The sequence below is a fragment of the Flavobacterium sp. MR2016-29 genome, assembly GCF_015350695.1.
Taxonomy (GTDB): domain Bacteria; phylum Bacteroidota; class Bacteroidia; order Flavobacteriales; family Flavobacteriaceae; genus Flavobacterium.
The window spans coordinates 1,303,241-1,325,413 of the sequence record NZ_JADKPU010000001.1 but is presented as its reverse complement, the minus strand read 5'-3'; the positions used below and the strand labels follow the sequence as shown (position 1 = coordinate 1,325,413).

Sequence of the window (22,173 nt, the reverse complement as noted above, 5' to 3'; positions counted from 1 at the left end):
CGTTTTGCACACTCTTCTAAAAATAATGCCTGAGAAATACTCCGGCAGGACCTGCTGAAGTGAAAAATGTTTTGAAAGAAAAAATTTCATTTATTGCAAGCTTTTTAGAATCTCTAATCTTCCTTTATTTTTTCAATAAGACGGAATGCTGAAGAAAGATAATTGGTAAGAGAATATAGTTTTTTTTTTTTTTTGGTTTATATTCTTGATAATGAGTTGATTGTTTTTTATGTAGTTTTAAAATTTCTTAGAGTCAACATCATTTATAAAATCAATAACGCCATTCATAAATATCTTTTGGTCATCCCACATTGCTAAATGACTCCCATTTGGGCAATACAAAAAGCGACCCTTTTTGACTAATTTGCTCTGCTCTTCCATAGCTTTCGGATCCATAGTGTCATATTTTGCACCAATCATTAATGTTGGTATATTTATTTCATGTAAACGATTTTTAATGTCCCATTTTGCTAAGCGTCCACTGATTCCAAACTCGCTTGGTCCTTGCATCATGGTATAAATTTCACCATTAACATGTTTACTGGCTCGATTTAGTCCATCTGGCCATTCTTTTAATCTACAAAGATGCTCCTTGTAAAAATTTGGAATCAATAATTCCATGTATCTTGGGTTGTTGAAATCTTTTTTTGCTTCGAGAGATCTTATCTCTGCGAGTATCTCTGGTTTCATTTGTTTTGATAATACTTCATTAGCGTATTTTCCGTAATCGGGGGCACTTGCCATCATATTAGAAACTAATAATCCTTTTAAATTTTGTTGATATTTTAAAGCATATTCCATTGCAAGAATTCCGCCCCACGAATTTCCTAATACATAAAAGTTATTATTATCAGCTCCTATTGCCTTACGGACTTGTTCAACTTCTTCGACAAAACGCTCTGTTGTCCATAATGTGCTGTCTTTTGGCTGATCGCTATAGTAAGATCCTAGTTGGTCGTATTCATAAAATTCAAAACCTTCACGTTGAAAGAATGTTTCAAAACACTCCATATATTCATGGGTCATGGCAGGGCCGCCGTGTAATAAAAGTATTTTAATTTTTGGATTATTTCCAAAACGTTTTGTCCAAACTTTAAACTCGCCAACTGGAGTCTTTATTGGGATCATTTTAACTCCTGCAGATTCTACATTTCCATTTTTTTCGTAGGTAAAATATTCTGGCAATGTAACAGATTGGCTTTCTTTTTTACATGAAGCAGTTAATATTATTGCTGATAGAAGTAGAATGCGACGCATATTTTTAGAATTAAAGATTATTACTTTCTGCATTTATTTAAAACTAAAGTACGAATTAAACATATAAGTTATTATGTTAAAGGCTGTAAAGGCTGCATTTTCTGAATTAAGAACTTTCAAAATATATTTTAGCTAAAAAATATTATTTTATAAAGTTGAAATCGTTTTTATTTTGAATTTTAAAAAGCAATATTTTATTCGATTTTGAATAGCTATCTTTGTAAAAATGATTACGTACAATTAGAGTCGCATACTATAATTAGCAATATATAAAATGAGCAATAAATTTACTGTTGGAAGTCTATATGCAGGGATTGGTGGAATTTGTTTAGGATTTAAAAAGTCAGGTTTTGATTTACTTTGGGCAAATGAATATGATAAAAGTGCATGTATTACGTATAGAGAAAACTTTAAGCATAATTTAATTGAAGGTGATGTATTGCAATTAGATGTCGATGGAATTCCTAAAATTGATGTATTGACAGCAGGATTTCCTTGTCAGCCTTTCTCGGTTGCTGGATACAGAAAAGGTTTTGACGATAACAGAGGAAATCATTTTTTTAGAATATTAGACTTTGTAGATACTATGAGGCCAAAAGTTGTATTCTTAGAAAATGTAAAAAATCTTGTTACTCATGACCATGGGAATACGATGAAAGTTATTGAAAAATCTTTGCGAGACAGGAAATACTCTTTTCAATCTAAAGTTTTGAATACTAAGGATTATGGAAATATTCCTCATAATAGAGAGCGTATTTTTATGGTTGCCTTTGACACATTAGCAATTGAAAATCCAGAAGCCATTTTTGAATTTCCTAAAGAGGATAAATTAACTAAAACCATAAAGGATTTAGTTATCAATGAAAAAGTAGAAGATGATTTTTATTATAGAGAAGATCGTTACATGTTTGATATGCTTCAAAAAGAAATGACTTCTGATAAAACAGTTTATCAATTCCGAAGACAATATGTAAGGGAGAACAAATCAAATGTTTGTCCTACGTTAACGGCTAATATGGGTACAGGCGGACATAATGTCCCTTTGATAAAAACAGATTTTGGCTTTAGAAAATTAACACCTAGAGAATGCTTACGTTTTCAAGGTTTTCCTGACACCTTCAAAATTCCTAAAATTGCAAATTCACATTTGTATAAACAAGCGGGTAATTCGGTTAGTGTACCTGTGATAGAAGCAGTGTCAAAAAATATAATGAAGGTTCTAAAATCTATTAAATAATTTTTTTATTGAAGAGTTTTTATAAGTTCTTCAATGTCTTTCATATATCCACATTGTATATAGTAGTTTTCAGCATCCATTTTAGTACTTTGATTTAAAATGGAATTTTGAGGCAATATATTGTTATCTGAAATTGTTTGTATTAAATCATCTGTGGTACAATATCCTGCAATATCGTATATCCAAGTTGAGGCAAAGATTAGTTCTTGAATATCAGATTTCGGAATACTGTCATTGAATATTAGCCGTTTGTTTCGGAATAATCTTTTTATATCAGGATTAATGCGCACTAGAATAAAATAGTCATATGAAGATGTTAATCCGGTATTAAGGTTTGGAATGTATTGTGCTTTTGTGTTCCAGTCTTTAGTTTCAAGCAATAAAAGATTAGATTGGAATGCTGCAGATTTCACATTGATTTTTTTATCATTAATTGTTAAATCAGAATCATCCCATATCCCTTCTTTATATATCCCAAAGTCTAGCTCGCTAGATTTAATAGCGTTTGATTTAAAATAATTGTATAATATAACTTCTGCTAATTTCCCCTGAAAAGTATTGCAAAATTTTTCTCCATTTTTCCTTCCATACTGGCCACCAGTTCTGGTTGATCTGTGATGACCTGCTCCAAAGCACATTTCATAAGCAAAGTTTAAAACTTTTTCTAAATCAGTTTTATCTATTTGGCTGCCTTTAAAAGGTTTTCGATTATTAACAGTGTAATAATCAGCATCTAGTTTTTTTTGAAAATCTAGTTTCATAATTTTCTAGTTTCTGCAACTTCTGCTATTATATTCCAGTTTTCTTTGTATTGTATTAAAGTGTTTAGATTTATGCTGGTAATTTCGCTTTCGTCTAGACTATCTACATGACTCATCGGAATTAAATAGCAAATTCCAATTTCTTTATCTACAGCAACATAAATATCACAATCTGCAGAAGTAATTCGCTTTCCTTTGTTTGTTATATGTGTATGGTCGATGCCTTGTCCGCCACGATCCCTGTCTTTAAAACTTATAGCATTACTGCTTGAAACACCTTTAATTTGAAGTCGTAATAAAACATTATTAAAATCGACGACAGCATCATATCTGCTAGAACGAACGTCCACATTCGAGCAGTTATATCCAGCCAGAATTGCCCTTGCCAAAAATAAAAATTGTGCACTGTCTCCAGCATTAGCCGTCATCACTCCTGTATTTATATTTAAGAGATTTGTTGGAAATCCGTTTGAGAAAATGAAATCATATTGTTTCTCTAATATTTTTCTTAAAGAAGTTTTTGTATATGCGAATTGATGTTGATTTGAAATACTGTTTTGAATAAAATTCAAAGCGTTAATAATGAATTCATCTTTGTTTATTTCGTTGATTAAAGTGCTCTGAAGTACTTCATCATAAAAAGATTGCAGATCTGATTTTGCTATTAAATGCAGGTTAGCAATTTCGGTTATTTTGGCTTTTACAAAATGCTTATCTGTAAATTCTTTTATAAGTTGTTTACTAAATTCACCTTCATTTAATCTTGTGATAAAATATCCTTTCAAAAAGGTTTTTAAGTTTGTTATTGAGCCAAATAATGCTAATCCTTCTTTGCTGCTTAAGCTGAAATTAACATCGTTTATTTCTTGTATGTTTAATTGAATAAATTCGATCTGTTTATCATTCATGTTCAACTGAATCAGGTATATGTTTTTATTCCTTTAATAAAATAAATTACTAAAAAGTAATGCGAATTTACTTATAAAAAATTAAAATTTTTAATGAATATTAAGTGCACGAATTTTATTAAAAAGGAATTTTAGTTTTTAAAATTAAATAAACAACTTCTATTAAGATTAAACCCGTTTGATATTTTTTTGAGATTTTGATTTTAAGTTTATATAGACAAATGATTTGTGATAATGCAAAGGATTCAAAGTTTTGTCTTCTGTAAAGCTTGTTGTTTATTATTGTATGATTAACGTGTGCAGATAAATGCGATATTGAAAGCAATGATTAATATTCTAGATAAACGCAGCACTTTTAGAATATTTAAAGCAGCAAATTTATGTATTTGGATGAACGCAGTTTTTCCAATATTCAAGTACAGTATTGACAATTGATTTTGTTTTATGATAGTCATTTTCTTTTCTAAAAAAACCTTGAATACTAAGTGTAGTATAAGCTTCTTCGATAGCATTTTCCGTTGCGGCGGTTGAATAAAAAACGAACGGTATACTTTTTTTTCTAAGAACCGGTTCAGCATCTATTAGTCGCTTTAATTCCAGACCATTCATAATTGGCATGTTCACATCGCAAAAAATAATCAGCATTTTTTCATTACTTGTACATAAGTAAGAAAGTGCTTCTTCTCCATTAGTTTTCCAGACGATTTTGTTAGTGTTGCCAAGAGATACAATTACATCTTCTAAAATCTCCTTGTCATCTGCATCATCTTCTATTATTAGAATATTACCGTTCTTTATCATTTTATTAGTTTTAAGAGTATATAAATGTATAAAGTTTATTTAACATATTCATAATTAGAGTATAAAGTATTTGTGAGCATTTGATATATTTAGCTGAACCCTTTTTTAATAGGCTGTTCTCTTTTGGATATTCGACACAATTTTGTGCAAATTATTCTGCAAATAGAAATACCTTAGATATTTAGAATTTCTTGTCCTAAATTCTAAAGAAGTTATTTAAAAACAAGTCGACTCATATCTTCAACAGCATTCATATGCAGGAACAATTATTGGTTTTACTGTATTATTTATTCCTTTTCTTAAATAGTTTAGAAGGTGCCAATGAAATGCTGTTTTACTCGAAATTACAGACATCTAATACAATTCAAAGTCAAATAACTCAGGCTTTGAATTCCTTAAAATTCCGTTTCCATAATTTTACCAATTCATACCAGATTACAGATAAAAAACCTACCCCAATTGCCATACACAGCAAAGGAATACTAAGAGATTCGAAAGCAAAGAATTTTGCAAATGGTTTTATGTAAAGCAATATTCCGGTAATGAAAATAGTAATACTTATAATTAATGGAACTAAATTATTTTTGTAAAGTAATGTTGTAAAAATGGAATAATAAAAAGAGCGATTCATTAATGTCAAAAAGATATTGGCAGTTACCAATACAATAAAAACCATAGTCCGGGTATACTGTTCGTTATATCCATTATAGATACAATATTGATAGGTAAACAGTGTTCCGATAGTGATCATCAATCCTTGAATTATACTGGTGGAGAGTTCCTTCCAATTAAAAAATGTAGAAGTGAAAGGTCTTGGTTCCTGTGCCATAGTGTTTTTTTCCATTGGCTCATTTTCATATACAATGGAGCAGGTTGGACCCATGATCAATTCTAAAAAGATAATGTGAATAGGGGAAAGTATATTAGGATATCGCCATCCCATTACTAGTGGAATAAAAACAGTAAGTATAATTGGAATATGTATTGAGATAATGAACTGAATTGATTTTTTTATGTTCGCATAAATCTTTCTTCCCATGGCAATGGCATGCACCATTTTCGATAAATCATCATTGACCAAAATAAGGGACGCTGCCTGCTTGGCAATTTCAGTTCCTTTTTTGCCCATGGCAATTCCGATATGAGCGGCTTTTAGTGCCGGACCATCATTTACTCCATCACCTGTCATAGCAACAATTTCCTTATTTGATTTCAGCGCATTGATAATTTTCAGTTTAGCCTCAGGAAACATTCTGGTAAATAAAGTAGTGTCTCTAACGCATTTTTTGAGTTTTTTGTTAGTGAGTTTCATCAGCTCATCTCCAGAAATGCTTTTTTCATATCCTTTAAAACCGATTTGTTGAGCGATAGATGAAGTAGTCAGAGAATTGTCTCCAGTAATGATCTTTACATTGATTCCAGCTCTATAAAAATGCTGTAAAACGAGTTTGATATTTTTTTTTGGAGGATCATAAAAGGCTAATAATCCTATGAATTCAAATTTAAATTCCTGTTGGGTTTTAGGATAATGCGAAGTGGTATTGTGAGTTTCTCCTACTGCCAGAACGCGATAACCTTCCTGTGATAATTCTTGTATTGCTTTTAGAATTATTGTTTTATTATCTGAAGTAATTACGGATAATTTCATTAATGCTTCTGCGCCTCCTTTTGTAGCGATGATTTTAGTACCTGATTTATTTTCAAAAATATGCGTCATCATAGGTGGCTTTCCTGACAAAGGATATTCATGTACCAGTTTGAAATCGGGTCTCTGGTCTTTTTCAATTACTTTCGAATATGCTTCATGAAGTGCGATTTCCATAGGGTCAAAAGGAATGGGTTCACTTGCCCACATTGATAGGGTAATTAATTTTTTCTCCTCTTCAGATATTGAGCCCTCTAAGTCTGTAATTTTCTCTGATTTTAAAGAAAAAATTTTAGCCAGACTCATTTTGTTTTGTGTAATGGTGCCTGTTTTATCAATACAAATTACGGTCGCACTCCCTAATGTTTCGACTGTTTTCATTTGTTTGACAATAATTCCTTCTTTCATCATTCGCCATGCGCCAATAGCCATAAAGGTGGTAAAAGCGATTGGGATTTCTTCAGGCAGGATACTCATCGCCAAGGTAAGCGCTTTTAGCAAACTGTCGAATACATTAAAAGTGTGAAAATAGTTGATCCCCCATACAATAAAAAAAACTATGGCTCCGGCGAGAGCCATTTTTTTTACGAAATTGCTAATCTGAATTTCTAAAGGTGTTTTTTCTTCTTTTATTGCCTCCAGGCTTTTGCCTATTTTGCCCAGTTTGGTTTCGCTTCCAATGGCAGTAACCGTTGCAATGGCTAATCCGCCTACAACAGTCGTCCCTTGATAGATTGCATTGTCGTCGGTTGCTTTATCTTTGCTGACTGCCATAGATTCTCCAGTAAGAATCGATTCATTTACAGAAAAATCATTAGAATGACATATAATTCCATCGGCAGCAATTAAAATGCCTTCTTCTACCAGAAGACTGTCTCCAATAACAATCTCTTCTGTTTTTATTTCTACTGAATTACCATTTCTAATGACTTTGCATTTGGGTCTGGTGAAATTTTTCAACTGCTCTAAAGCATTTCGACTTCTGGCATTTTGATAAGATGAAATAGCCGCAATCAAAACAATTGCTGAGGCTAAAAAGAAACCATCAGCAAGTTTTCCGCTAAGAAAATAAATGCTTGATGCAATGAAAAGCAGTATCATCATGGGTTCCTTTATTATTCGAATCATCGCAAGAGTATAACGGTTCGTCTTTTTATATAAAGATACATTTTGACCATATTTCTTTCTTGCCGCAAGTACTTGAGCAGTTGTTAAACCATCTGTATTGAATTTGTTTGTAATCATCATTAAGCTGCTTTTTTTACTTTCTGAAAACAAGAATAGGAGTATGTGTGTCAAAACCCAATTCCTTGGTTTTACTCGATAGAAAATGACGTTCAAACCAATCACGGTTTTGTTTGGTAAACATCACAATTATTGAGGGTTTTACCTTGAGGATATCTACTTTTAAATGATTGAGTAAAGAATATTCAATATTTAATTTTTTAAAATTAAACGAGACTTTTTCTGATTTATAGTTTTGTGCAATCTGATTAAAGCTTTCCTTAAAATCACCCTGATCTAATAAATCATTGTAGTGATACACTGCAATCTCTGCAGCAAACAGAGTGGCGAATTTTTTAACAAAAGGGAGTTCAACACCTAGTTTTACAAGATCTGAGGCATACAATAAAAGATTTATTGGCTTCATGCGATAGGTATAAGGGACAAGCAAAACTGGAATAGGGGAAGTAGTAACCAGTTTTGCAGCAGTAGTTCCTATCAAATGATTAAATATTCCGGGACCTGATGTATTAATACAAATAAAATCGGCATGGCATTTTTCAGCATAAGCAATAATGGTCGTGTCCACTTGAGTATTGTTCTCAGTTACAAATTCTACTTTGCCAACTTCTTTTTTAGTTGTTTTGTAAATAGATAGTATGAATTTTTTAAGTTTATAATCCTGCGTGGTTTTTTTATAATAATTATCGATATTATCCTCAAAGGTTTTTGTGTTTACGCTATAAAATATGAGTTCACATGGAGTTTGAGAAGCAAATTGGATGGCAAATCGTATACCTGCTCTTGAGATATTTGAGAAATCGGTGGTAACAAGTAATTTTATCATGGTATTTACTTTAAAACTTAAATTTTAATTTTGAGGTATATCTAAATTTATTTCAGTAGTTTTTAGAGTATGATTTTTTTATTTGAGCTTCATTTCATTGAGTTTTAGATTTAGTTTTTTCCATTTTGTTTTGTCTAAATGAAGCGTATCTATATCTGTTGTCCACTCTATAAAAGGTGCTAAACGATAAATACTGACAACACGTTTTTTGTAGCCAAATGCAAATCGGTCTCCTCTAAGCTGATAATTAATGGTTTTAGCTGGATTGTCGATATTGCTGTAAAGCACTGTTTGAGTTTTCCAGTCTCCTCCCCATGTAAAAAAAGCTTTGAGTACACATAAGATACCAATAATTATAGCTACAGAAATAATAGACCAGTTGGTTTGTAATTTTTTAAAGAATTGACCAATAATGATTACCAATGATGACGTGGCAAAAAACAAAAAAAAGAAATGTACCCGATAATCATTAATATTAAACTGGGTATAGCGGTTGAGCAGAATTATACTTATCGAGATTACAAAAATGACAGCAATGAAGGGGTTCAGTTTTTTCATCTTTTGGGTACTTTTTTATTTATGAATTTCATTTACTTTACGCATAAAATCTGCTGTTGCAGGAACTGTGTCAGTTAGCAGTATGGCACTCTGAACCCAGACCGGCCATATAATTTGTGCAATAATCAAATAAAAATAAGTGATACTGGTTTGCATGTAGGACCATTTTTATTAGGTATAAACAGCTGTAGCTAGTGAGCGATGTTGTATTTTTTTATGGAGACAACCTCAATAACTGAAAGGACGATCCCAGCAGTGAAACTGGCTGTAGCAGAAAAACACATAAGGAAATAGAGTTAATTATTGGTTTTAGCTGGGTTTGACTCTTCTGCCTACAGTATCCATAAGAATAGTGGCTGTCAAAGCGGCCAGTGCGATAAGTGCGAATAATGTTTTCATGATTGTAATTTTTAGAATATTGAATTTTTAAATCTGTCTAGCAAATTTGACCCAAAACAACCAATTGAGAAATGATCATAAACATTGCAATAAGTGATCTGGAACACTTTTTTTTAGCTATTTTTACGTTAGCTTTGATATTAGTTTTAAAGAAAAAAAATGGCACTATTAATCTTTGTCAGACATGGACAATCGCTTTATAATTTAGAGAATCGTTTTACAGGAATTCTAGATATTCCACTCACTGATCTTGGAAAAGAACAGGCAAAACAGGCAGGACAAAAATTAATAGGTTATGTTTTTAATATAGCATACACTTCGATGCTTACAAGAGCACAGGAGAGCCTGCAGATTATCCTGAATGAAATGAAGGCAACGATTCCTATTGTTAAAAATAAAGCTTTTAATGAGCGTATGTACGGCACTTTGCAAGGGCTAAACAAAGATGAAACAGCACAAAAATATGGTTTGGGCCAAGTGGATATCTGGAGAAGAAGTTACGATATATGTCCTCCCGGAGGAGAAAGCCTTTTAGACACTTACAACCGTGTAGTTCCTTATTATAAATTAGAAATAGAGCCTAAATTAAAAAAAGGAGAGAATGTATTACTGGTAGCTCATGGCAACAGTTTAAGATCCTTAATGATGTACCTTGAAAATATAAATCCACTTGAGATTGTTAAAGTAAATATTGCAACCGGAATACCAAGGGTGTATAATTTTGAGACAAGCCTCCTTCTTTCCAGTGTAAGTGATTTATAGTTTGTAATATTGTATCAGTTCATAATATAATCTCATTAGTGAGCACAATAATAAACAATTTTAAATAAAAAAGCAGAAAATATTATCCCCTGTCTTTGTGTTTTACAACATTGCTTAACTGGCAGGGAGCATGAAGTAAGGGCAATGTTGAAAAAAGGGATTTCTTTTTAAACATAAAATGAAGAGTATAGATCACAAAAATTAAAGCTCCAAAATCAATTGATTTTAGAGCTTTTAAATATTGTCAGGTAAGAGTATACAAATTTAATTATTTTTAATTCAAAGTAAATAATTCAAATTGCTCGTCCTTGCCCCTCAAAGTGTTTTTTCCTAGTGATTGTACTTTATAGTATGTATTAAGGTCAAGCTTTTCAGCAAGCAGGCCAGATAAAAGAATATCAACATTATATTGATTACAAAGTCCTTCAATTCGTGCTGTTGCATTAAGTACATCGCCGGTAAAAATAATTTCTTTTTTTAATACTCCAATTTCTCCCGTTGTAACTTTTCCACAATGCATTCCTGCTTTAAATTGTGGTGATAATCCATATTTTTCTTTATACCCAGCTGATTTGTCAAGCAAGGATTGTTTCATAGCAAAAAAGCAGCGTATACAAGTATTGTTTTTAAGACCTTTTTCCAATCTCCAAGATATAATCATCTCGTCACCTGCATATTGGTATATTTCACCGGAATACTCAATTACAGGGTCGCTCAGATCTGAAAAATACTGTTGGAGCATCTGAAAATATACTACATGTCCTAGTTTTTCTGCAATCTGTGTAGAGGATTTCATATCCAGAAACATAAATATCCTCTCTTCTTCTACAGGCTTGTAGTATTTTCCGAGAAAAAAATTAGTAAGAAGGCCAGTACCCATACTTTCACTTACCTCGGTATAGAACTGGGCTATAAGAATAATGCTGGCAATGTACGTTAGGATTCCAAGAAAGGAATAATCATTAAAGAAGGCCCACATCACAAGCCAAAAGCCCTTGCTGTAAATTGCTGTTGGCATTTCTTTAGCGGTTGTCAGAAATATTATGATGAGAAGGAAGATAATGATAAGCAGGTAAACAGACGATTTATATAAAATCTTTTTTGTGAAGCAAATATGGATGAAGTATTTTTTAAAATAAAGGATTTCAAGTATACCAATTATGGTTCCAAATAAAGTAGCCAGCAGTGGAATGACTATAATATTTCGGCCAAAAATATATTCATTACCCGATGAGGGATAAAAGTTAAGTTCACCTAAAAGTCCTCGTTCAAGGATAGTGTAAATCAAACTAAATACAAGCCATATGATACCAAATGGTAAAATGCGTGCAATATATCTTTTATATTTTGGTGTTATCATCTGAGTAGATAAATCTCAAAGATATTCATTTTTGGGATGCTGATGATTAACCTTTTGCGGAAATAAATCATTATCATGACCTGAACAATAGTATTGCTGTCAGGATCTGCAAAAAAGGAGAGTGTTTGTTAAGTAAGGTATATAGTTGTTTTTTATAAAAATAACAGAAAAAAAATCTTAATTTTTGTAATAAAAGCGTAATTCCATAATTGATATGTTGTTTTCACACACCAAATATAGAATGCAAAATTTTACAATTTTAATTTACAGATAAGTTTTGGTGTTTATGCAAAGAGGTATTTTGATATTGCAAACCGTTTATGATCTGGATTTTAATTTATATGAATATTCATGCCTGTTTATCCATTTAGTCTCTCCTATAAACTGGACATCTTTTCTTTTCTTGAAAGCTGTTTTACTAATAGTATAAGTGTATCTCAATATCGCTGGTTTATTATCGTTTCCATCTTTACCTGGTTTTTCGGTAATAATTTCAATTTCGCCATTTTCTAGTTTTTTCCTTAATTTTATTAATTCATTGTCAATATATTCACCGTTAGATGAAATTGTTAGAGTATCAACTGAATTTGCACTAGGTTCTTTTGGATAAATATTTGAAAAAATAAATTTATTTGTTTTATCAAGCCTTTTAATTTCCAGTTCTGCTGACATCGTATAAGGTTTGCCTGATGAATAGTCTAGATATGTCAGAGTACCTTGCCAATTGCCAACCAATAATTTAAAGTCGCTTGCAGAAGTCTTATTCTTTTCCTGCGCATTACTTAAGATAATATTAAGTAGCACAATAATAATGCTTAAAGTTATTTTTAGTTTCATCATTTTTTACATTTTTTTGTGTTATTGCCAAACTGGATTATAAATATCGTAGTCGAAGGAGTTTCAATTATAATAAGTTACTGCTTAGTCTTCTGTATTATTTATCAATTTATCTAAGTCGGTAAATGTTTTTTATCCATATAAATATATTAAAAATGATATTAAAATGCAATTATTTAATCTTTGGATTATCTGTATCAGGTGTTTGGTTGTCGCGGTGATGAATTCGTTTGCAAAAGTTAAATCAAGATTTATTTTGGCTGTAAGCAAGATAAAGTTTTGTGACTTTTGCATACAGAAGGGATTTCGAATCGTACAATTTGAAATAAAAGAAAAAACCCTGCAAATCGTTGGATTTGCAGGGTTTACCGCTCTTTTTGGCCTTTTTTGAAAATTTTATTTTTTCTTTGTTTTCGGGCCTTCGCGGAGAAAGAGGGATTCGAACCCCCGGACCTGTTACAGTCAACAGTTTTCAAGACTGCCGCATTCGACCGCTCTGCCATTTCTCCAGTATGTTGCGATCATTTGCTGATTGCGAGTGCAAATATAAGACGGTTTTTCGGTTATCAAAACTTTTTCAGGACTTTTTTTGAAACTTTTTTTAAGAAATTTTCAAGTGCTTAATTATCAGTATTCCTGAAAAAGATATTTCTTGAAAATTATTTTAAATCGTCTAAAATTGGCACAGGTTTTTTGTTTTCATCAACGGCAACAAACGAAAAAGTTCCTGAAACTACAGTTTCGCGAAGCTCTGAATACATTTGTTCCATGAAAATATCAACATGAATCTTACAGCTGGTTCTTCCGACATTAATCACTTTTGCAACTAATTCAATTAAAGTTCCGGCTGGAATTGCTTTTTTAAAATCAATTTGGCCAGTCGATATTGTAACCACTTTTTTTCGGCTAAAACGCGTCGCACAAATAAAAGCAACTTCATCCATAAGATGAAGTGCAGTTCCTCCAAATAAAGTGTCATAATGATTCGTTGTACTCGGAAAAACGGCTTTAAAAATGTGCGTTTCAGATTTTATAATTCTTTCTTCGATTGTACCCATATTAGTAGCTTACATATTCGGTGATTTCAAGTCCGTATCCAATCATTCCGACACGTTTCGTTTGCTCAGTATTCGATACTAATCTAATTTTAGAGATATCAATGTCATGTAAGATTTGAGCGCCAATTCCGTAATCTTTGCTGTCAATGATTACCTTTGGAGCTTTCATTGTACCTTCTGCCTGTAATGTTTTAAGTTCTGCAATTCTATTTAACAAATTAACAGCAGACATATCTTGGTTGATAAATAAAACAGCGCCTTTGCCATTTTCATTAATTACTTTAAACATGTCGTCTAATTGCTGTTCAGCATTGTTAGTTAAGGTACCTAATAAATCATTATTTACCTGAGAAGAATTTATTCTAGTTAATATCGGTTCTCCAAGATTCCAGGTTCCTTTTGTTAAGGCAATATGAATTTGTTTATTTGTTGTTTGCTCGTAAGCTCTCAGTCTAAAAGTTCCAAAACGAGTTTCGATATCAAAATCTTCTTTTTTAACGATCAAGCTATCGTGCTGCATTCTGTAAGCAACTAAATCTTCAATCGAAACTAATTTTAAATTAAATTTCTCAGCTACTTTTGCCAATTCAGGCAAACGAGACATTGTACCGTCTTCATTTAAAATTTCGCAGATAACACCTGCTGATTTAAAACCGGCTAATCTTGCAAAGTCAATTGCAGCTTCTGTATGACCAGTTCTTCTTAAAACACCACCTTGCTTAGCTACTAACGGGAAAATGTGCCCAGGTCTTGCTAATTCATGTGGTTTAATACTCGAATCTGTTAATGCTAAAACAGTTTTAGATCGGTCTGCTGCAGAAATTCCTGTCGTTACACCGTGTCCTTTTAAATCAACAGAAACTGTAAAAGCAGTTTCCATATGATCTGTATTATTGGTAACCATTGGTCTTAGGTCTAATTCCTTGCAACGGCTTTCAGTTAGTGGTGCACAAATCAATCCGCGTCCGTGAGTAGCCATGAAATTGATCATCTCTGGCGTTACTTTTTCGGCTGCCGCCAAAAAGTCGCCTTCATTCTCACGATCTTCATCATCTACTACAATGATTACTTTACCTTGACGAATATCTTCTATAGCTTCTTCAATGGTGTTTAGTTGTATTTTTGTTGTTGACATAATTATTGTTGATTTTGAGCGGGAAAAAAGCGCTCGGAAATTTTTTGAAAGAATTGTGATATTGGTGTTGTAATCGCGTCAAAGTTTATTAATCCGTTATCGTTTGTTGCACGATACGTTAATAATATAGCTAACGGCAATAATATAAAAGAGGACATCCATGATCCCATAAAAGGGGTCATTCCGCCTTCTTGAGAAAGTCTTTTTCCAAATGTATTGATAAAATGAAAGGTAATAAAAATCAAAACTGCAAATACAATTGGCAGTCCTAAACCACCTTTACGAATAATAGCACCAAGCGGAGCTCCGATAAAAAACATTAAAAAACACGCAAAAGCAATTACAAATTTCTCATATAAGGCGCTGAGGTGTTTGTTAATGTCACGCTGCTTGTCTTTTAAATCTTTTTGAGTGGCTTCTATCGAATAAATGTTACTGGTTACGTTTCCGCTGGCCATTCTTAAAACATCCGCTTTTTGTTTGTTTGTGTACATTGATAAAAGATCGTTCGGCAACGATTTTTTCTTTATATCTGTTTTTGATTCGATTGGAGATTTTTTAATTCCAACACGCTGATTAATATTTTCTGAAAAAGATAGAATTTCAGTATCTAAATTTTTGTTTAATGAATCTAAAGTATAGCGAAGCTCATTAACGTTTAACATTCCGTTTGTACTTCCTACATTTTCTTTGTCTTCATCAACTTTATTTAATTCAGAAAGATCTATATTGATGATCTGTTTTTTAAATGCCGCTTTTACAAATGGCAATTTCGCACGATCTTCATATTTTTTAGGGGTGACATCTTGGTAGTAATAACCGTCGTTTAAAACCAGTTTTAAAATACTTGATTTTTCATTACTGATCAGTTTACCATTTTTTGCTTTAATAACAGTTTTATTTTCTCCAACGTTATTGGCTTTTTCATGAATGGTAACTCCGGTTAAGATATTTCCGTTTTCGCCTGATTTTTTATTTACTTTAATATTATAAGTTCCAACATCATTAAATTGACCTTCCGCAATTGCCATGGCTGGTTTTGCCTGAGCAATATTTTTTCGGAAATTGACAAACTTGTATTCTGCGTAAGGAATCACATTATTAGCAAACCAAAATGCAACAATACTCAATACAAAAATAAAAACGATTAAAACGCGCATGGCTCTTTGTAATGATATTCCTGAAGATTTCATTGCTGCGAATTCATAATTCTCAGCAAGATTTCCAAATGTCATAATTGAAGCCAATAGAACAGACAGCGGTAAAACCAGCGGAATTATTCGAGGCATTGAGAATAAAAGAAACTTCACAATCAGCATTAAATCTAGATCTTTCCCTGCAAGTTCAGAGATAAAGAGCCAGACTGTCTGGAGTATGAATATAAAAAAAAGGATTACAAATACCGTAGTAAATGTAATCAGGAATGTTTTTAGTAAGTATTTGTCTAAAATTTTCAACCTTGGTTTAATCTAATTTGTTGATGTAGTATTTTGGATATTTGCTCGCTACAAAGGTAAATTGATTTTTTGATAAAGGCTGATTGGTTTTAAAAGAATTAACGGTTAAAGTGGTTTTTGTTCCATTTTTACCAGTTTCAATCAAATTATAAATGTGTTTTGTCTGAACATCAATGCCCAAAAGAATTTCTTTTCTTTGATCTTTAGCATTAGTTGGTGCTAATTTGATGTATTGAATCTTTCTTCCTTTAACATTTTGAACGATGTCCATGTTATATTTGTATCCTGAGTTAAAAAAAGTAAGCATTTTTGAAGGCGTAATAGCATTGTCGTCTTTTTCGTTTACTTTAGATACAGTAACTTCTTCATCTTCAGGAACAATTGTGTATGTTTTTTGACCATCAAATATTTTTGTAACGCCCATGAAATTCAAAACATATTGATTTCCTTTCATAGTTACATTTCCTTTGCTATCCTGATTTATGTTTTCTTTTGCATTATTCAAAGAATATTTAAAATCGATCACAATGTTATCGTAACTTTTTATTTTAGCAGTTACTTCGTTCAATAAATCTTTGGCTTTTTTATCTTGAGCTTGAATAGAAGTGAAGCTCAAAAGCAAAATAACTGCCATTTGAAGACACTTTTTAGTCATGTTTGTGATAGAATTGTTTCTGATTTCCTGAATTTTTGTTTTCATGATGGGGTTAATTTTGTTCATTATTAAAAAATTGATCAAGAGCACTCAGATCTGAAATATTCACACTTCTCGCTTTACTGCCTTCAAAGGGGCCAACAATTCCTGCTGCTTCCAGCTGATCAATCAAACGACCGGCTCTGTTGTAACCCAATTTTAATTTTCTTTGCAGTAATGAAGCAGAACCCTGCTGTGCATTTACAATAATCTCAGCAGCTTCTCTAAATAAGGTATCTCTTTCGGAAATATCCATATCAAGATTGATGCCAGTTTCTTCTCCAACAAACTCTGGAAGCAAATAAGCTGTGGCATACGCTTTTTGCGAACCAATAAAATCCGTAATTTTTTCGACCTCTGGAGTGTCAATAAAAGCACATTGTACACGAACAACATCATTTCCATTCGTATATAATAAATCTCCTCGCCCAATCAACTGATCGGCTCCTTGTGTGTCAAGAATTGTTCTTGAGTCAATTTTAGAGGTTACTCTAAAAGCAATTCTCGCAGGGAAATTCGCTTTAATCAAACCTGTAATAACGTTCACAGATGGTCTTTGTGTGGCAATAATTAAGTGAATACCAATAGCACGGGCCAGCTGAGCCAAACGAGCAATCGGAATTTCGACTTCTTTACCCGCTGTCATAATCAAATCCGCAAACTCATCGACAACCAATATAATGTAAGGCAAGAATCTATGTCCAGCTTCAGGATTTAATTTTCGAGCTTTAAACTTATCATTATATTCCTTAATGTTACGAACCATCGCATCTTTTAGTAAAGAGTAACGATTATCCATTTCAACACAAAGTGAATTTAAAGTATTTACAACTTTAGCATTATCTGTAATAATTGCATCTTCAGTATCAGGAAGTTTAGCTAAATAATGTCTTTCAATTTTATTAAATAATGTTAACTCTACTTTTTTAGGATCGACCAAAACAAATTTTACTTCTGCAGGATGTTTTTTATATAAAAGAGAAGTCAAAACAGCATTTAATCCGACAGATTTTCCTTGTCCAGTCGCACCCGCCATCAGTAAGTGAGGCATTTTAGCTAAATCGACAACAAAAGTTTCATTCGAAATTGTTTTTCCTAAAGCAATTGGGAGTTCCATTTCAGCTTCCTGAAATTTTGCTGAACCAATAACGCTTTTCATAGAAACCATAGTAGGATTCTTATTCGGAACCTCGATACCAATTGTTCCTTTTCCTGGAATTGGAGCAATAATACGAATTCCTAACGCTGATAATGACAAAGCAATATCATCTTCTAAGCTTTTAATTTTAGAAATTCTGATTCCGGCTTCCGGTACAATTTCATATAGTGTTACAGAAGGACCAACTGTAGCTTTAATTTGAGCAATTTCAATTTTGTAGTTACGAAGTGTATCTACAATTTTGTTTTTATTTTCTTCTAATTCTTCTTGATTAATTGTAATTCCGCCAGTCGAATATTCTTTTAATAAATCAATTGTAGGGAATTTGTAATTCGATAAATCCAAAGTTGGATCAAACAATCCAAAATCTGCAACGAGGCGAGAAGCAAGATTCTCTTCAATGATATCTTCTTCTTCTGCTTTTTCAATAACAAATTCTTCAGTATGAACTGGAACGGTTACTGGTGTTGCTGGATTAATATTCATTTGCACTGGTTTTAAAACCGGATTCAAATCAATTTCTGACGGATTTGAAATCGTTGGTTTTAAAGCTTCCTTATTGATTTCGAATTGAGTGTCTTCTGTTTTCAGATGGATATTGTCTAATTCTGGATCTTCTTCCTCAATAGCAAATTCTTCTAAATTATAAGCACTTTCAGGCTGTTGAGGTGTTTTTATAGCATTCAATTCTGATTTAAATTGATCTTTAGTCGAATGAAAATAAGATTGAATTTTTTCAGGAGATAATTTAATTTTAAAAATTACATAAATAATTATTCCGAAAAGCAAGGTTAGTAGTGTACCTGTTTTTCCAATGTAATCCTGAAGGAATAAATTAAGTTCATACCCAATTGTGCCACCTAATTCTGGAGCTGAAGTAGCAAAAAAGCCAAACAATACAGAAACGATAATAATGGCAAATAAGTCCCAAAACCAAATGCTTTTAAGTCTTTTGGTTGACATTTCTAAAGCCAGAAATAGTCCGGTCAAGAAAAATAAACGGACTAATATAAAAGAAGCAAGACCGAAACCTCTATAAACAATAAGATCGGCAAGATAAGCTCCAAATTTTCCAAGCCAATTTTGTACTTCTTCCGTGCGATCGCCAAGCTGGCTTACCGCACTTTGATCTGTCTGCCATTGACCGTTGACATAAAAAGAAATAAATGCAACTAATAATGCAATAGAAAAGAGTACCAAAAGGCAACCTAAAACAAATTTTTGTTGTTTAGTTATTTTCCAAGATCTTAAAGTCTCAGTTTTTGGCTCTTTTTTTTTATCTACAGTTTCTTTTTTGGTTGTTTTTGCCATTCTTGCGTTTACTATTGCCTAAATAAATTTTGGTATATAAATAATCAAGCCTATTGCTATAGCTGTCAATGCGGCAAAAAATACCGCCCCAGCTGCAATATCTTTAATAAATCCGATTCGTTTGCTGTAGTCAGGATGAATAAAATCTGCAATTTTTTCTACTGCAGTATTTAGCCCTTCTACACTTAAAACTAAACCAATGGCTAAGGTTTGACATAGCCATTCGGTTTGTGAAATATGAAAATAGAACCCAGCAATAGTCATGAAAATCCCCAATGAGAATTGAACCATAATGCTGTGTTCTGTTTTAATAAGTTTTACAGCGCCGTTAAAAGCATACGTCATGCTTTTTAACCGGCCCGTAACAAAAGTATTATCTTTTTGAAACTCCATTTATAGGAAAATATTATAGTGCTGCTAAAGCTGCTTCGTAATTTGGTTCGTTTGCAATTTCTGCAACTTGTTCTGTATGAGTGATTTTTCCGTCAGCATCAACTACAATAATTGCTCTTGAATGTAGGCCGGCTAAAGGTCCGTCAACAATTTCTAGTCCGTTTGCTTTACCAAAACTTCCTTCTTTAAAGTCAGATAAATTAACAACATTTTCTAGCCCTTCAGCTCCACAAAAACGTTTTTGAGCAAAAGGCAAATCTCTAGAAATACATAAAACGGTAGTATTTTCTAATCCGCTTGCACTTTCGTTGAATTTTCTAACAGATGTTGCGCAAGTTCCTGTATCAACACTTGGAAAAATGTTTAAAACTAGTTTTTTACCAGCGAAATTGCTTAATGAAGCAACTGATAAATCGTTTTGTACTAATTTGAAATCAGCAAGTTGAGATCCAACTGCTGGTAATTCGCCTGATGTATGAACTGGATTTCCTCCTAATGTTATTGAAGCCATGATTTTTGTTTAATTTAATGAGGCTCAAAAGTAAGGATTAATATTTGAATCTAAAAGTATTTGTTGCGGGTTTAAGTATAGTTTAAGACAGGAATTTGTTTTGCCCGCGAGAGGGATGGGAGCAGGCTACCGAAGTAGCGCGGACAGCCCGACAGCATTAGGGAAAGGGGCAAATGTAGGCAAGGTATATTAGCCCCTTTTTCTAATGGTGGCTCGCCCAGATAATCAGACATAAAAAAAGCGCCTCTTATTCAGAAACGCTTCTTTAGTCATGTTTTTTATTTCTCAGGAAATAGGTAGGTTATTTATCGATAGAACCTAAAACGCGTTTCATAAACGCATTCAAAGCTTCTTTTTTATCTGTGCCTTGAACTACCATTTTATGAACTTCAAGTGCACCATACATATTCGAAATTAATTCGCCAATTACATCTAATTCTTCATCTTTTAGTGACGGAATTTCAGTCATCGCTTCTAGAACTTCAATCGTTTCAATGATATAATCCTGATCGTTTTCTTCGATAAATTGGGTCAATTGCTTTATTACAGGTAATTTCATAATTGTAGACTTCTTAGATTTTTAGACATTCTTAGACTTCTTAGACTTTCTTTAATTTTTTACATCATCTAAGATGTCTAAAAATCTAAGCAAGTCTAATTGATCTAAATTAAGCAATTGCGTTTACCAAATCGATTAAAACTTCTTGTTTGTTGGTTTGAGTTTCGCCAACTAATTGTCCGTTTACGAAAGTTGCAAATGTTGGCAAGTTGCTTACATTGGCTAATTTTCTTGATTCAGGAGAATTTTCAGCATCAACCAAAACAAAAGTGATAGCTTCATTTTCTGTTGCTAATTTTTTGAATTTTGGTTTCATAATACGGCAATTTCCACACCATGAAGCTGAATATTGTACTACTACTTTTTCATTTTTAGCAACTAAATCTGCTAACGTATCTTCGTTTAAGTCGATTAACATAGTTTTTATTTTAAGACACTAAGTTGCTAAGGTTCTAAGATGCTAAGTTTGCTCTAGAACCGAATAACTTTGTGTGGATTTATTTGATGTTTTTTAAGTTGTTGAGATTCTAAGATCTAAGTTTAATCTTAGAATCTCTTGACTTTTATTGTAGAATTGTATTTAAGATTCAAAAGTTTAGTTAAAAAACTTAGCATCTTAGAATCTTAGTATCTTAGCAGCTTAATTAGCGCTTAAGTATTCAGCAGTACTAACTCTGTCTGCAGACATAGCTTCTTTACCAGCTTCCCAGTTTGCAGGACAAACTTCTCCTTTTTCTTGAATGTGTGTGTAAGCATCAACCATACGAAGGTATTCGTTTACGTTACGTCCTAATGGCATATCGTTAACACTTTCGTGGAAGATTTTTCCGGTTTCGTCAATTAGGTAAGTAGCTCTGTAAGTTACATTTGAACCTTCGATAATAACTGAATCAGTTTCTTCGCTGTATTCTGTAGATTCGATATCAAGAATACCTAAAATGTTAGCTAAGTTACGGTTTGTATCTGCTAAGATTGGGTACGTTACACCTTCGATTCCACCATTGTTTTTTGGAGTGTTTAGCCAAGCAAAGTGTACTTCGTTTGTGTCACATGAAGCTCCGATTACGATAGTATTTCTTTTTTCAAATTCTGGTAATGCAGATTGAAAGGCGTGTAATTCAGTTGGACATACAAAAGTGAAATCTTTTGGGTACCAAAACAATAATACTTTTTTGTTGTTGTTTACTGCTTCGTCAAAAATGTTGATTTTTAAGTTATCACCCATTTCTGAGATGGCATCTACTGCAATACTTGGGAATTTTTTTCCTACTAAAGACATATTTTTCGTTTTACGTTAAAA

At 32.5% G+C, this 22,173-nt stretch carries 22 protein-coding genes and 1 tRNA gene; 2 read left to right on the top strand and 21 right to left on the bottom strand.

The window, feature by feature from the left end; genetic code table 11:
• Window positions 1–237: 237 nt before the first annotated feature.
• Window positions 238–1,257: a proline-specific peptidase family protein gene (locus tag IR010_RS05940; RefSeq protein WP_029268386.1), complete on the bottom strand. Its 1,020-nt coding sequence runs from the start codon at window positions 1,255–1,257 to the stop codon at window positions 238–240.
• A gap of 274 nt (window positions 1,258–1,531) precedes the next feature.
• On the opposite strand from IR010_RS05940, the gene dcm reads away from it, so the two are divergent.
• Complete coding sequence (gene dcm / locus IR010_RS05935; protein ID WP_029268392.1) at window positions 1,532–2,494, top strand: DNA (cytosine-5-)-methyltransferase; 963 nt, start codon at window positions 1,532–1,534, stop codon at window positions 2,492–2,494.
• Between the two features lie 5 nt (window positions 2,495–2,499).
• On the opposite strand, the gene IR010_RS05930 is transcribed toward dcm, so the two are convergent.
• From IR010_RS05930 to IR010_RS05900, 7 genes are all read right to left on the bottom strand, one after another.
• The gene (locus tag IR010_RS05930; RefSeq protein WP_194602414.1) at window positions 2,500–3,255 is read right to left on the bottom strand and encodes a hypothetical protein; all 756 of its coding nucleotides are present in this window, start codon (window positions 3,253–3,255) and stop codon (window positions 2,500–2,502) included.
• Window positions 3,252–4,163, bottom strand: a complete 912-nt coding sequence (locus tag IR010_RS05925; RefSeq protein WP_194602412.1) for a group I intron-associated PD-(D/E)XK endonuclease — start codon at window positions 4,161–4,163, stop codon at window positions 3,252–3,254. Before IR010_RS05925 ends, IR010_RS05930 begins: the two co-directional genes overlap by 4 nt.
• A 378-nt stretch (window positions 4,164–4,541) precedes the next feature.
• Window positions 4,542–4,964: a response regulator gene (locus IR010_RS05920; protein ID WP_029268399.1), complete on the bottom strand. Its 423-nt coding sequence runs from the start codon at window positions 4,962–4,964 to the stop codon at window positions 4,542–4,544.
• Window positions 4,965–5,343: 379 nt separating this feature from the next.
• Entirely contained in the window at window positions 5,344–7,857 is a 2,514-nt protein-coding gene (locus IR010_RS05915) for a cation-translocating P-type ATPase (RefSeq protein WP_228515100.1), read from the bottom strand.
• Between the two features lie 13 nt (window positions 7,858–7,870).
• Window positions 7,871–8,680, bottom strand: a complete 810-nt coding sequence (locus IR010_RS05910) for a universal stress protein (RefSeq protein ID WP_194602411.1) — start codon at window positions 8,678–8,680, stop codon at window positions 7,871–7,873.
• A 78-nt stretch (window positions 8,681–8,758) separates the two neighbouring features.
• A complete protein-coding gene (locus IR010_RS05905; RefSeq protein WP_194567317.1) occupies window positions 8,759–9,238 on the bottom strand; it encodes a hypothetical protein in 480 nt (159 codons plus the stop codon).
• Window positions 9,239–9,253: 15 nt separating this feature from the next.
• Window positions 9,254–9,394, bottom strand: coding sequence for a hypothetical protein (locus IR010_RS05900; RefSeq protein WP_194567315.1), 141 nt, complete (start codon window positions 9,392–9,394; stop codon window positions 9,254–9,256).
• A 402-nt stretch (window positions 9,395–9,796) separates the two neighbouring features.
• Here IR010_RS05900 and IR010_RS05895 point away from each other — a divergent pair, with 402 nt between their 5' ends.
• The gene (locus tag IR010_RS05895) at window positions 9,797–10,399 is read left to right on the top strand and encodes a 2,3-bisphosphoglycerate-dependent phosphoglycerate mutase (protein WP_194602409.1); all 603 of its coding nucleotides are present in this window, start codon (window positions 9,797–9,799) and stop codon (window positions 10,397–10,399) included.
• Window positions 10,400–10,673: 274 nt separating this feature from the next.
• On the opposite strand, the gene IR010_RS05890 is transcribed toward IR010_RS05895, so the two are convergent.
• From IR010_RS05890 to IR010_RS05830, 13 genes are all read right to left on the bottom strand, one after another.
• Window positions 10,674–11,759, bottom strand: a complete 1,086-nt coding sequence (locus IR010_RS05890) for an adenylate/guanylate cyclase domain-containing protein (protein ID WP_194567311.1) — start codon at window positions 11,757–11,759, stop codon at window positions 10,674–10,676.
• Between the two features lie 318 nt (window positions 11,760–12,077).
• Window positions 12,078–12,599 carry a hypothetical protein gene (locus IR010_RS05885; protein WP_194567309.1) on the bottom strand — a complete coding sequence of 174 codons (522 nt, stop codon included), beginning with the start codon at window positions 12,597–12,599 and terminating at the stop codon, window positions 12,078–12,080.
• A gap of 421 nt (window positions 12,600–13,020) precedes the next feature.
• Window positions 13,021–13,105 (bottom strand) — tRNA-Ser (locus tag IR010_RS05880).
• Window positions 13,106–13,255: 150 nt separating this feature from the next.
• Window positions 13,256–13,654, bottom strand: a complete 399-nt coding sequence (locus IR010_RS05875; protein WP_029268515.1) for an acyl-CoA thioesterase — start codon at window positions 13,652–13,654, stop codon at window positions 13,256–13,258.
• A 1-nt stretch (window position 13,655) separates the two neighbouring features.
• Window positions 13,656–14,789 carry a 3,4-dihydroxy-2-butanone-4-phosphate synthase gene (gene ribB, locus IR010_RS05870; RefSeq protein WP_194602407.1) on the bottom strand — a complete coding sequence of 378 codons (1,134 nt, stop codon included), beginning with the start codon at window positions 14,787–14,789 and terminating at the stop codon, window positions 13,656–13,658.
• Between the two features lie 2 nt (window positions 14,790–14,791).
• Window positions 14,792–16,246: an LptF/LptG family permease gene (locus IR010_RS05865; RefSeq protein ID WP_194602405.1), complete on the bottom strand. Its 1,455-nt coding sequence runs from the start codon at window positions 16,244–16,246 to the stop codon at window positions 14,792–14,794.
• Between the two features lie 7 nt (window positions 16,247–16,253).
• Complete coding sequence (locus IR010_RS05860; RefSeq protein ID WP_051662694.1) at window positions 16,254–16,946, bottom strand: LolA family protein; 693 nt, start codon at window positions 16,944–16,946, stop codon at window positions 16,254–16,256.
• Window positions 16,947–16,953: 7 nt separating this feature from the next.
• Window positions 16,954–19,410 (bottom strand): DNA translocase FtsK, encoded by a 2,457-nt coding sequence (locus IR010_RS05855; RefSeq protein WP_194602404.1) that lies wholly within the window; start codon window positions 19,408–19,410, stop codon window positions 16,954–16,956.
• A gap of 18 nt (window positions 19,411–19,428) precedes the next feature.
• Window positions 19,429–19,803 (bottom strand): diacylglycerol kinase, encoded by a 375-nt coding sequence (locus IR010_RS05850; RefSeq protein ID WP_029268526.1) that lies wholly within the window; start codon window positions 19,801–19,803, stop codon window positions 19,429–19,431.
• A 13-nt stretch (window positions 19,804–19,816) separates the two neighbouring features.
• Complete coding sequence (gene tpx / locus IR010_RS05845; protein WP_194602401.1) at window positions 19,817–20,314, bottom strand: thiol peroxidase; 498 nt, start codon at window positions 20,312–20,314, stop codon at window positions 19,817–19,819.
• A 301-nt stretch (window positions 20,315–20,615) separates the two neighbouring features.
• Window positions 20,616–20,873 (bottom strand): DUF6952 family protein, encoded by a 258-nt coding sequence (locus tag IR010_RS05840; RefSeq protein WP_017495510.1) that lies wholly within the window; start codon window positions 20,871–20,873, stop codon window positions 20,616–20,618.
• Between the two features lie 109 nt (window positions 20,874–20,982).
• On the bottom strand, window positions 20,983–21,291 hold the full coding sequence (locus IR010_RS05835; RefSeq protein ID WP_007805605.1) for a thioredoxin family protein: 309 nt from the start codon (window positions 21,289–21,291) through the stop codon (window positions 20,983–20,985).
• Between the two features lie 222 nt (window positions 21,292–21,513).
• Entirely contained in the window at window positions 21,514–22,152 is a 639-nt protein-coding gene (locus tag IR010_RS05830; protein WP_194567300.1) for a peroxiredoxin, read from the bottom strand.
• Window positions 22,153–22,173 lie beyond the last annotated feature (21 nt).

What these genes read in the sequence shown, in the direction of transcription:
- IR010_RS05940 (WP_029268386.1), bottom strand. Translation starts at nt 1,257, where the DNA reads ATGCGTCGCATTCTACTTCTATCAGCAATAATATTAACTGCTTCATGT.
- dcm (WP_029268392.1), top strand. Translation starts at nt 1,532, where the DNA reads ATGAGCAATAAATTTACTGTTGGAAGTCTATATGCAGGGATTGGTGGA.
- IR010_RS05930 (WP_194602414.1), bottom strand. Translation starts at nt 3,255, where the DNA reads ATGAAACTAGATTTTCAAAAAAAACTAGATGCTGATTATTACACTGTT.
- IR010_RS05925 (WP_194602412.1), bottom strand. Translation starts at nt 4,163, where the DNA reads ATGAATGATAAACAGATCGAATTTATTCAATTAAACATACAAGAAATA.
- IR010_RS05920 (WP_029268399.1), bottom strand. Translation starts at nt 4,964, where the DNA reads ATGATAAAGAACGGTAATATTCTAATAATAGAAGATGATGCAGATGAC.
- IR010_RS05915 (WP_228515100.1), bottom strand. Translation starts at nt 7,857, where the DNA reads ATGATGATTACAAACAAATTCAATACAGATGGTTTAACAACTGCTCAA.
- IR010_RS05910 (WP_194602411.1), bottom strand. Translation starts at nt 8,680, where the DNA reads ATGATAAAATTACTTGTTACCACCGATTTCTCAAATATCTCAAGAGCA.
- IR010_RS05905 (WP_194567317.1), bottom strand. Translation starts at nt 9,238, where the DNA reads ATGAAAAAACTGAACCCCTTCATTGCTGTCATTTTTGTAATCTCGATA.
- IR010_RS05900 (WP_194567315.1), bottom strand. Translation starts at nt 9,394, where the DNA reads ATGCAAACCAGTATCACTTATTTTTATTTGATTATTGCACAAATTATA.
- IR010_RS05895 (WP_194602409.1), top strand. Translation starts at nt 9,797, where the DNA reads ATGGCACTATTAATCTTTGTCAGACATGGACAATCGCTTTATAATTTA.
- IR010_RS05890 (WP_194567311.1), bottom strand. Translation starts at nt 11,759, where the DNA reads ATGATAACACCAAAATATAAAAGATATATTGCACGCATTTTACCATTT.
- IR010_RS05885 (WP_194567309.1), bottom strand. Translation starts at nt 12,599, where the DNA reads ATGATGAAACTAAAAATAACTTTAAGCATTATTATTGTGCTACTTAAT.
- IR010_RS05875 (WP_029268515.1), bottom strand. Translation starts at nt 13,654, where the DNA reads ATGGGTACAATCGAAGAAAGAATTATAAAATCTGAAACGCACATTTTT.
- ribB (WP_194602407.1), bottom strand. Translation starts at nt 14,789, where the DNA reads ATGTCAACAACAAAAATACAACTAAACACCATTGAAGAAGCTATAGAA.
- IR010_RS05860 (WP_051662694.1), bottom strand. Translation starts at nt 16,946, where the DNA reads ATGAAAACAAAAATTCAGGAAATCAGAAACAATTCTATCACAAACATG.
- IR010_RS05855 (WP_194602404.1), bottom strand. Translation starts at nt 19,410, where the DNA reads ATGGCAAAAACAACCAAAAAAGAAACTGTAGATAAAAAAAAAGAGCCA.
- IR010_RS05850 (WP_029268526.1), bottom strand. Translation starts at nt 19,803, where the DNA reads ATGGAGTTTCAAAAAGATAATACTTTTGTTACGGGCCGGTTAAAAAGC.
- tpx (WP_194602401.1), bottom strand. Translation starts at nt 20,314, where the DNA reads ATGGCTTCAATAACATTAGGAGGAAATCCAGTTCATACATCAGGCGAA.
- IR010_RS05840 (WP_017495510.1), bottom strand. Translation starts at nt 20,873, where the DNA reads ATGAAATTACCTGTAATAAAGCAATTGACCCAATTTATCGAAGAAAAC.
- IR010_RS05835 (WP_007805605.1), bottom strand. Translation starts at nt 21,291, where the DNA reads ATGTTAATCGACTTAAACGAAGATACGTTAGCAGATTTAGTTGCTAAA.
- IR010_RS05830 (WP_194567300.1), bottom strand. Translation starts at nt 22,152, where the DNA reads ATGTCTTTAGTAGGAAAAAAATTCCCAAGTATTGCAGTAGATGCCATC.